This is a genomic window from Pseudomonas sp. GXM4 (assembly GCF_008923895.1).
Lineage (GTDB): Bacteria > Pseudomonadota > Gammaproteobacteria > Pseudomonadales > Pseudomonadaceae > Aquipseudomonas > Aquipseudomonas atacamensis.
The window spans coordinates 33,166-40,921 of sequence record NZ_WBRZ01000018.1 but is presented as its reverse complement, the minus strand read 5'-3'; the positions used below and the strand labels follow the sequence as shown (position 1 = coordinate 40,921).

General features: G+C 65.1%; 7 protein-coding genes. 4 read left to right on the top strand and 3 right to left on the bottom strand.

The features are described from left to right. The 3 genes from F8N49_RS05035 to cbiE all read right to left on the bottom strand — a co-directional run. A partial coding sequence (locus F8N49_RS05035) for a cobalt-precorrin-6A reductase (protein ID WP_151550937.1) occupies window positions 1-720 on the bottom strand: 720 nt, incomplete at its 3' end. Further along, window positions 717-1,814 (bottom strand): cobalt-precorrin-5B (C(1))-methyltransferase, encoded by a 1,098-nt coding sequence (locus F8N49_RS05030; protein WP_151550936.1) that lies wholly within the window; start codon window positions 1,812-1,814, stop codon window positions 717-719. The genes F8N49_RS05035 and F8N49_RS05030, both read right to left, overlap by 4 nt. Continuing rightward, a complete protein-coding gene (gene cbiE, locus F8N49_RS05025) occupies window positions 1,807-3,018 on the bottom strand; it encodes a precorrin-6y C5,15-methyltransferase (decarboxylating) subunit CbiE (protein WP_151550935.1) in 1,212 nt (403 codons plus the stop codon). Before cbiE ends, F8N49_RS05030 begins: the two co-directional genes overlap by 8 nt. Window positions 3,019-3,150: 132 nt before the next feature. Between cbiE and cobG the strand changes: the two genes are divergently transcribed. The 4 genes from cobG to cobJ are packed head-to-tail and all read left to right on the top strand — an operon-like array spanning window position 3,151 to window position 7,499. After that, complete coding sequence (gene cobG, locus F8N49_RS05020) at window positions 3,151-4,449, top strand: precorrin-3B synthase (protein ID WP_306106528.1); 1,299 nt, start codon at window positions 3,151-3,153, stop codon at window positions 4,447-4,449. Beyond that, on the top strand, window positions 4,442-5,068 hold the full coding sequence (locus F8N49_RS05015) for a precorrin-8X methylmutase (protein ID WP_151550933.1): 627 nt from the start codon (window positions 4,442-4,444) through the stop codon (window positions 5,066-5,068). Before cobG ends, F8N49_RS05015 begins: the two co-directional genes overlap by 8 nt. Next, the gene (locus F8N49_RS05010; protein ID WP_370695113.1) at window positions 5,065-5,799 is read left to right on the top strand and encodes a precorrin-2 C(20)-methyltransferase; all 735 of its coding nucleotides are present in this window, start codon (window positions 5,065-5,067) and stop codon (window positions 5,797-5,799) included. The genes F8N49_RS05015 and F8N49_RS05010 overlap by 4 nt, the downstream gene beginning before the upstream one ends. Beyond that, on the top strand, window positions 5,799-7,499 hold the full coding sequence (gene cobJ / locus F8N49_RS05005; protein ID WP_151550932.1) for a precorrin-3B C(17)-methyltransferase: 1,701 nt from the start codon (window positions 5,799-5,801) through the stop codon (window positions 7,497-7,499). The genes F8N49_RS05010 and cobJ overlap by 1 nt, the downstream gene beginning before the upstream one ends. The last annotated feature ends 257 nt before the right edge of the window (window positions 7,500-7,756 follow it).

Genomic DNA, 7,756 nt, shown 5'->3' with positions numbered 1-7,756 from the left:
GCCGAGGTTGGTGATCGCCGTGAGAACTTCTGCTATCGAGCCAAACTCCCGATCAACCCCCGGAAACCCAGGTCGCTTCAACACCAGCACCGGCACTCCCCGCTCACGCGCCACCTCCAGCTTCGGCTCAGTCGCGCTGCTGCCGCTGTTCTTGCTGATCAATACATCGATCTGCCTGCGCTCGAACAGCGCGCGCTCGTCTTCCAGCAGAAACGGCCCACGGGCGCCGATCACTTCGCAGCGCGCGTTGCCGGGATAGACGTCGAGGGCGCGCAGGGTCCAGAACTGGTGGGCGGGGATTTCGTCGAGGTGTTGCAGCGGTTCGCGGCCGAGGGTGAACAGCGGGCGGTGGAACGGTTCCAGCGCAGTGATCAGTTCAGCCCAGTCAGCCACCTCACGCCAGTCATCGCCCGCTTGCGGTTGCCACGCCGGGCGACGCAAGGCCCAGCAGGGGATGCTGGCGAGCTGTGCTGCGCGGGCGGCGTTGGCGCTGATTTGTGCGGCGTACGGGTGTGTAGCGTCGAGCAGCAGATCGACGCCTTCATCGGCGATGAACTGCGCCAGACCCTCAGCGCCGCCATAGCCGCCGACCCGAACCTGGCAGCGCAAATCGCTCGGCACCCGGCCAACGCCGGCGAGGCTGTAGATATGTTGCGGGCCGAGCGTGCGGGCAATCGCCAGCGCTTCAGTGACACCGCCGAGCAACAGGATCCGTTTCATGCAAAACCTCCGGCGTGGCCGACAATCCCGCCTTGACGATCAATGGCAAACACCTCGACCTGCACCTGCGCCGGCACTACGCTGCGAGCGAAATTCAGCGCATGGCGACAAACCTCATCTCCCAAAGCAATGCCCGCCGCGCTGGCCATGGCCAAGGCTTGTTGGCTGGTATTGGCTTCGCGAATGCCTTGTTGCAATGCCGCATCCGCGCCAATCGCCGCCGCCCACTCGGCCAGTTGCGGCAAGTCGATGCTCGAATGCCGTGAGTGCAGATCCATATGCCCGGCGGCGAGTTTGCTGATCTTGCCGAAGCCGCCGCACAGGCTGAGTTTATCCACAGGTACTTTGCGCAGATGCTTGAGCACCGCGCCGACAAAGTCACCCATCTCGATCAGGGCAATTTCCGGCAGGTCGTAGACCCGGCGCATGGTGTCTTCGCTGGCGTTGCCGGTGCACGCGGCGATGTGCAGATAGCCGTTGGTTTTCGCCACGTCGATGCCCTGATGGATCGAGGCGATGTAGGCGGCGCAGGAAAACGGTCGGACGATGCCGCTGGTACCGAGGATCGACAGGCCGCCAAGAATGCCCAGCCGTGGATTCATGGTTTTCAGCGCCAGTTCTGCGCCGCCCTCGACATTGACTGTAACCTCGAAGCCGCCACCGTAGCCGGTTTCGGCGGCGAGCAAGGCCAGGTGATCGCTGATCATCTTGCGCGGCACCGGATTGATCGCCGGTTCGCCGACGGCCAATACCAGGCCGGGTCGGGTCACCGTGCCGACGCCGACACCGGCGTTGAAGCGAATTCCCGGTTCGGCTGACAGGCGCACCTGTGAATAGAGCAGGGCACCGTGGGTGACGTCAGGGTCATCGCCGGCATCCTTGATCGTCCCGGCTTCGGCGCCGCCCGCGCTCAGGCGACAGAACTCCAGGCGCATCTGCACCTGTTTGCCCTTGGGCAAAGTGATGTGCACCGCGTCGGCAGCGATGCCGGCGAGCAACAGGCGCGCGGCGGCGAGGCTGGTGGCGGTGGCGCAGCTGCCGGTGGTGAGGCCGCTGCGCAGGGGCGCGGGTTGTTCGGCGGTTTCGTCACGCATCGAGGGCTTTGACCAGTTCCAGCAGGGTGATCGGCAACGCCTGACGCCAGGTATCGAACTCGCCGAGCGGCTGCGCCTGGGCGACATGGATGCGCGTCAGCTCACCGCCGTATTGTTCGCGCCAATGCATCAGGGTGACTTCGCTTTGCAGGGTCACGGCGTTGGCCACCAGACGGCCGCCGGGCTTGAGCCGGTCCCAGCAGGTCTCGAATACACCCTCACGGGTGACGCCGCCGCCGATAAAAACAGCGTCCGGCCGTTCGAGGTTATCCAGTGCTTGCGGCGCCTTGCCACGAATCAGTTGCAGGCCGGGTACGCCCAGCGCATCGCGGTTGTGTTCGATCAATTGCTGACGGCCCTCGTCGGCCTCGACCGCCATGGCACGACAGCTCGGGTGCGCACGCATCCACTCGATGCCGATCGAGCCGCTGCCGGCGCCGACATCCCAGAGCAGTTCGCCGGGTTTCGGCGCCAGGCGGGCGAGGGTGATGGCGCGCACATCGCGCTTGGTCAACTGGCCGTCGTGACGGAACGCCGAATCGGGTAAGCCGGCGAGGCGCGACAGGCCGGCAACACCGGGGTCGGCCAGGCACTCGACAGCGACGACATTGAGGTCGGCGACCGCCAGGTCGTCCCATTCGCTGGCGCGGCGTTCGATCCGCCGCTCGGCGTCGCCGCCCAGATGTTCCAGAACAGTCATGCGACTTGCGCCGAAACCACGTTCGCACAGCAATTGCGCAACGGCGGCCGGGCTGCTGCCGTCATTGCTCAGCAGCAACAGACGCACGCCGCTGAACAGATGCGCATTGAGCGCCGCCAGCGGACGCGCCACCAGCGACACAACCGTCACCTCCTGCAACGGCCAGCCCAGGCGCGCCGCCGCCAGTGCGCAGGACGAAGGCGCGGGAATGATCGACATTTCGGCGCTCGGCACCTGCCGCGCCAGACTGGCACCGACGCCGTAAAACATCGGATCACCGCTGGCCAGCACGCAGACCGGCTCGCCACGCGACTCGAGCACCGGCGCGAGGGAAAACGGACTCGGCCACAATTGCCGCTCGCCGTCGATGCACGGCGGCAGCAGATCCAGCTGACGCTGGCCGCCGACGATCCGCGAAGCGCCCAGCAGAGCACGCCGGGCATTCTTGCCCAGGCCCTTGAAGCCGTCTTCACCGATTCCCACGATCGTCAGCCAGGGTGACATCTATATTCCTCAAAACGTGGCGTTCCGACGGGCAGACTTTTCATGCCGCCGGACAAAGCAGGCATAATACCGCGCCTTCGCCCGCGAAGCGCTTCTGCCACACAACCGGTCAGCCCCTTGAACGAACGCCCGATGTCCACTGCCTTACGCCCCTCGGCCTGCCCGGGGTTGCTGCGTATCGTCCAGGCACTGGACGGCGGTATCTGTCGAATCAAGCTTGATGGCGGTTCGATCAGTGCCGATCGGGCCGATGCGGTGGCCGCTGCCGCCGAGGAGTTTGCCAGTGGCGCGATCGAAGCGACCAATCGCGGCAATCTGCAGATTCGTGGTATCGGTGCGCAATCGGCGGCGCTGATCGAGCGCTTGCTGACCGCTGGCCTCGGGCCAAAGAACGCCGCCGGCGATGATGTGCGCAATCTGATGCTCAGCCCGGCCGCCGGCATCGATCGGCAGATGCTGGTCGACACCCGCCCGCTCGCAGGGCAAATCCTCGACACCTTGCAAAGTCATCCGCGCTTCCATGAGTTGAGCGCCAAGTTCGCCGTGCAGCTCGATGGCGGCGAAGCGCTAGCGATGCTCGAGCATCCGCATGATCTGTGCTTGTCGGCATTCGAGCGTGACGGCGGTGTCCTCTGGGCATTCGGTCTGGCCGGTTGCCCGATCGATCGGCCTCTCGGCGCTGTGACCCAGGACGACGCTCACGCGCTGGTGGTCGCCGTGCTGGAACTGTTCCTCGACCTGGCCCAACCCGAGCAGACGCGCATGCGCCATCTGCTCGACGAGTTGCCCAGGCTCGCTTTTCTTGAATCGTTGCGCGAGCGCGTATCGCTCAAGGCAATCAGCAATTGGCAGCGCCCGGCGTCGGCAGACGCGCTGCACATCGGCGCTCATCAGCAGAATACGCAAGGTCGCTGCTACGTCGGCGCGGTGCCGCCACTGGGCCGACTTGATCCGGCGATGCTGCGTGGCGCGGCGCAACTGGCCCGACAGTCTGGCGATGGCAGTCTGCGCTTCACGCCGTGGCAGAGCCTGCTGCTGCCGAACGTGAAAGCCACGGATACCGACAACGTGCTTGAGCAGTTGCGGGCGTTGGGCCTGTTGACGACCGAGGCCGAACCACTGGCTCGCCTGATCGCCTGCACCGGCGCCGATGGCTGCGGCAAAGGCCTTGCCGACACCAAACAGGATGCCCGGCAACTGGCACCTTTGCTGCCCGCAGGGCTCAGCGTGCACCTGTCGGGCTGCTCGCGCTCCTGCGCCGCCGCCCATTGCGCGCCAGCCACGCTGCTGGCGGTCGCCCACGGTCATTACGACCTCTATTTTCGCGATGCAGCACAGCCCGGATTCGGCACGCTGCACGCCTGCAACCTTACTATTGAAGCGGCCGCGACCCTGCTCGACGCCCGCTCCCGGAGCCCCCTTGATGCTTGATTACATCCGCGACGGTCAGGAGATCTATCGCAACTCCTTCGCGATCATTCGCCGCGAGGCCAATCTGGCGCGCATTCCCGCCGATCTGGAAAAACTTGCGGTGCGGGTGATCCACGCCTGCGGCATGGTCGAGGCCGTCGACGGTCTGCAATTTTCCGAAGGCGCGGGCAAGGCCGGGCGCGATGCACTGGCGGCCGGTGCGCCGATTCTCTGCGACGCGCGGATGGTCTCCGAAGGCGTGACCCGCACGCGTCTGCCGGCCCATAACCTAGTGATCTGCACTTTGCGCGACGACAGCGTGCCGGAGCTTGCTCGTGAGCTGGGCAACACCCGCTCGGCCGCCGCGCTGGAACTGTGGCGCCCGCACCTCGAAGGCAGTGTGGTGGTGATCGGCAACGCACCGACCGCGCTGTTCTACTTGCTGGAGATGCTCGACGCCGGCGCGCCGAAACCGGCACTGATCCTCGGCTTCCCCGTGGGTTTTGTCGGCGCTGCCGAATCGAAAGCGGCACTGGCCGCCGACAGTCGCGGCGTGCCGTTCGTGATCATGCAAGGCCGGCTGGGCGGCAGTGCCATGGCCGCCGCCGCCGTCAATGCCCTCGCCACGGAGATCGAATGATGCAGGCCAAAGGACGTCTGATCGGCCTCGGTGTCGGCCCCGGTGATCCGGAACTGATCACTGTCAAAGCCTTGCGCCTGCTGCGCGAATCGCCAGTGGTCGCGTATTTCGTGGCCAAGGGCAAGAAGGGCAATGCGTTCGGCATCATCGAGGCGCATCTGGTCGAGGCGCAGAATCTGCTGCCGCTGGTGTATCCGGTGACCACCGAAGCGTTGCCGGCACCGCTGTCGTATGAACAGGTCATCAGCGATTTCTACGACGAAGCCGCTGTGGCGGTCGCCGAGCATCTGGACGCCGGCCGCGACGTGGCGGTGATCTGCGAAGGCGACCCGTTCTTCTACGGCTCCTACATGTATTTGCATGATCGTCTCGCCAGCCGTTATGAGGCCGAAGTGGTGCCGGGCGTGTGCTCGATGCTCGGCGGCGCTTCGGTGCTCGGCGCGCCGCTGGTGTATCGCAATCAGAGCCTGTCGGTGCTTTCCGGCGTGCTGCCCCATGAAGAATTGAAGCGGCGTCTGGCCGATGCCGATGCGGCGGTGATCATGAAACTGGGGCGCAACTTTCCCAAGGTGCGTCAGGTGCTGGAAGAACTCGGCCTCGCCGAGCGCGCGTTGTATGTCGAGCGCGCGACCATGGCCAACCAGAAGATCGTGCCGATGGATCAGGTCGAGCCGATGTCCTCGCCGTACTTCTCGCTGATCATCGTCCCGGGCGAACGGTGGCAAGGTTGATGAACCAAGCGACTCCCGCCATCGTCATTCTCGGCCAGGGCAGCCTCGCCACGGCGCGGCGCATTCAGCAGGTCTATCCGGCGGCGCAGGTCCATGGCCTTGCCGGACGGGTTGAAGGCGCCGACAGCCGCTATGAGGAATTCGGCGCGACCCTGCGCGCGTTGTATCAGCAGGACACGCCGATCATTGCCCTGTGCGCGGCCGGCATTGTGATTCGCACCTTGGCGCCGCTGTTGCTGGAGAAAGGCGCCGAACCCGCCGTGCTGGCGGTGGCCGAAGACGGCAGCGCGGTGGTGCCATTGCTGGGTGGACTCGGTGGGGTCAATGTCATGGCCCGGGAGATCGCGGCGGCGTTGCAAGTGGCGCCGGCGATCACCACCAGCGGCGAATTGCGCTTTGGCACCTGCCTGCTCAATCCGCCAAGCGGCTACGCACTGGCGGATCTGGAGTCGGGCAAACGCTTCGTTTCCGACCTGCTCGCCGGGCACAGCGTGCGCATCGAAGGCGCGGCGCCATGGCTGGATCAGGCGCAGTTGCCGCAGGATCCGCAGGCGCAGCGGTCGATTCATGTGAGCAGTGCGCAGCGGGTGGCCAGCGCCGATGAATTGCTGATTTACCCGCGCAGTGTGGCGGTGGCAGTGAGCGCTGACGTGGCGGATCTGCCGAACGCCATTCGCGCTGCGTTGCAACAGGCCAGTGTCGCCTTGCCGGCACTGGCGTGTCTGGTGGCAGCGGACGCTGAAATGGCCGCATCGAATCTGCGCGAGGCTGCGCTCGAGTTGGGCGTGCCGCTGCGCTTCGTCGCAGCGCAAAACGATCTTCAGGCGTTGGCCCGGGTTGCAGTGCCTGCGGCGAAGGTGATCAGCGCAGAACATCTGGCGATCGCGATTGCCGAGCAACCGCTGGACGTCGCGCAGATCGGCCGTCCGCGTGGTCGCCTCGCGGTCATTGGCCTTGGCCCCGGCGCCGCCGAACTGATGGTGCCCGCGGTGAAAGCCGAACTGGCCCGCGCCACCGATGTGCTGGGCTATGAAACCTACGTGCGCATGGCCGGCCCGTTCCGCGACGATCAGGTGCAGCACTGCACCGACAATCGTGAAGAAATGCAGCGTGCGCGCCATGCCTTCCGCCTCGCTGCCGAGGGACGCTCGGTGATCGTGGTTTCCTCGGGCGACCCGGGCGTATTCGCCATGGCCGCTGCGGTGCTCGAAGCCCTGCACGAATCGGGCGATCCGGCGTGGCACAGCGTCGATCTGCAAATCCTCCCGGGCGTTTCCGCCTCGCTGGCTACTGCGGCTCAGGCCGGTGCGCCGCTGGGCCACGACTTCTGCGTGATGTCGCTGTCGGACAACCTCAAGCCGTGGTCGATCATCGAAAAGCGTCTGGATCTGGCCGCCGAAGCGGATCTGGCCCTGGCGTTCTACAACCCGATTTCCCGGGCGCGCCCGTGGCAGTTGGGCCGGGCGCTGGAGATCGTTGCGCAGCACCGCTTGCCTGAAACACCGGTGGTGCTCGGTCGGGACATCGGCCGGCCGGGGCAGACGCTGCGCACCACGACCCTGGGCGCATTGACACCGGAACAGGTGGACATGCGCACCATGGTGTTGATCGGCTCTTCGACCACTTGCACCTTCGCCCGTGCCGGGGGCGGTGAATGGGTGTACACGCCGCGTTGGTATGGTGAAAAACCGCTTTCCTGAAAAACCCTCCGCTCATGCAATTCTCAGCGACGGGAAAGTTTGAGCGGTTGTAAGTCCGATTGAAGTTTCAATTGTTTTCCACCAGCAATAAACAATGGTCATGTCCCACAGGGCAGGACCATTTTTTATGCCTGACGGTCGCGCCAGTCCGATAATTATTACGCTGCCGTTACAACGTACTGCTCCCGGTGTTATCAGATATTGCCGGGGACAAGCTTTGTATTCCTTGTTGTTTGTGTGGCGCGTATTAGCCCACT

What these genes read in the sequence shown, in the direction of transcription:
- F8N49_RS05030 (WP_151550936.1), bottom strand. Translation starts at nt 1,814, where the DNA reads ATGCGTGACGAAACCGCCGAACAACCCGCGCCCCTGCGCAGCGGCCTC.
- cbiE (WP_151550935.1), bottom strand. Translation starts at nt 3,018, where the DNA reads ATGTCACCCTGGCTGACGATCGTGGGAATCGGTGAAGACGGCTTCAAG.
- cobG (WP_306106528.1), top strand. Translation starts at nt 3,151, where the DNA reads ATGTCCACTGCCTTACGCCCCTCGGCCTGCCCGGGGTTGCTGCGTATC.
- F8N49_RS05015 (WP_151550933.1), top strand. Translation starts at nt 4,442, where the DNA reads ATGCTTGATTACATCCGCGACGGTCAGGAGATCTATCGCAACTCCTTC.
- F8N49_RS05010 (WP_370695113.1), top strand. Translation starts at nt 5,065, where the DNA reads ATGATGCAGGCCAAAGGACGTCTGATCGGCCTCGGTGTCGGCCCCGGT.
- cobJ (WP_151550932.1), top strand. Translation starts at nt 5,799, where the DNA reads ATGAACCAAGCGACTCCCGCCATCGTCATTCTCGGCCAGGGCAGCCTC.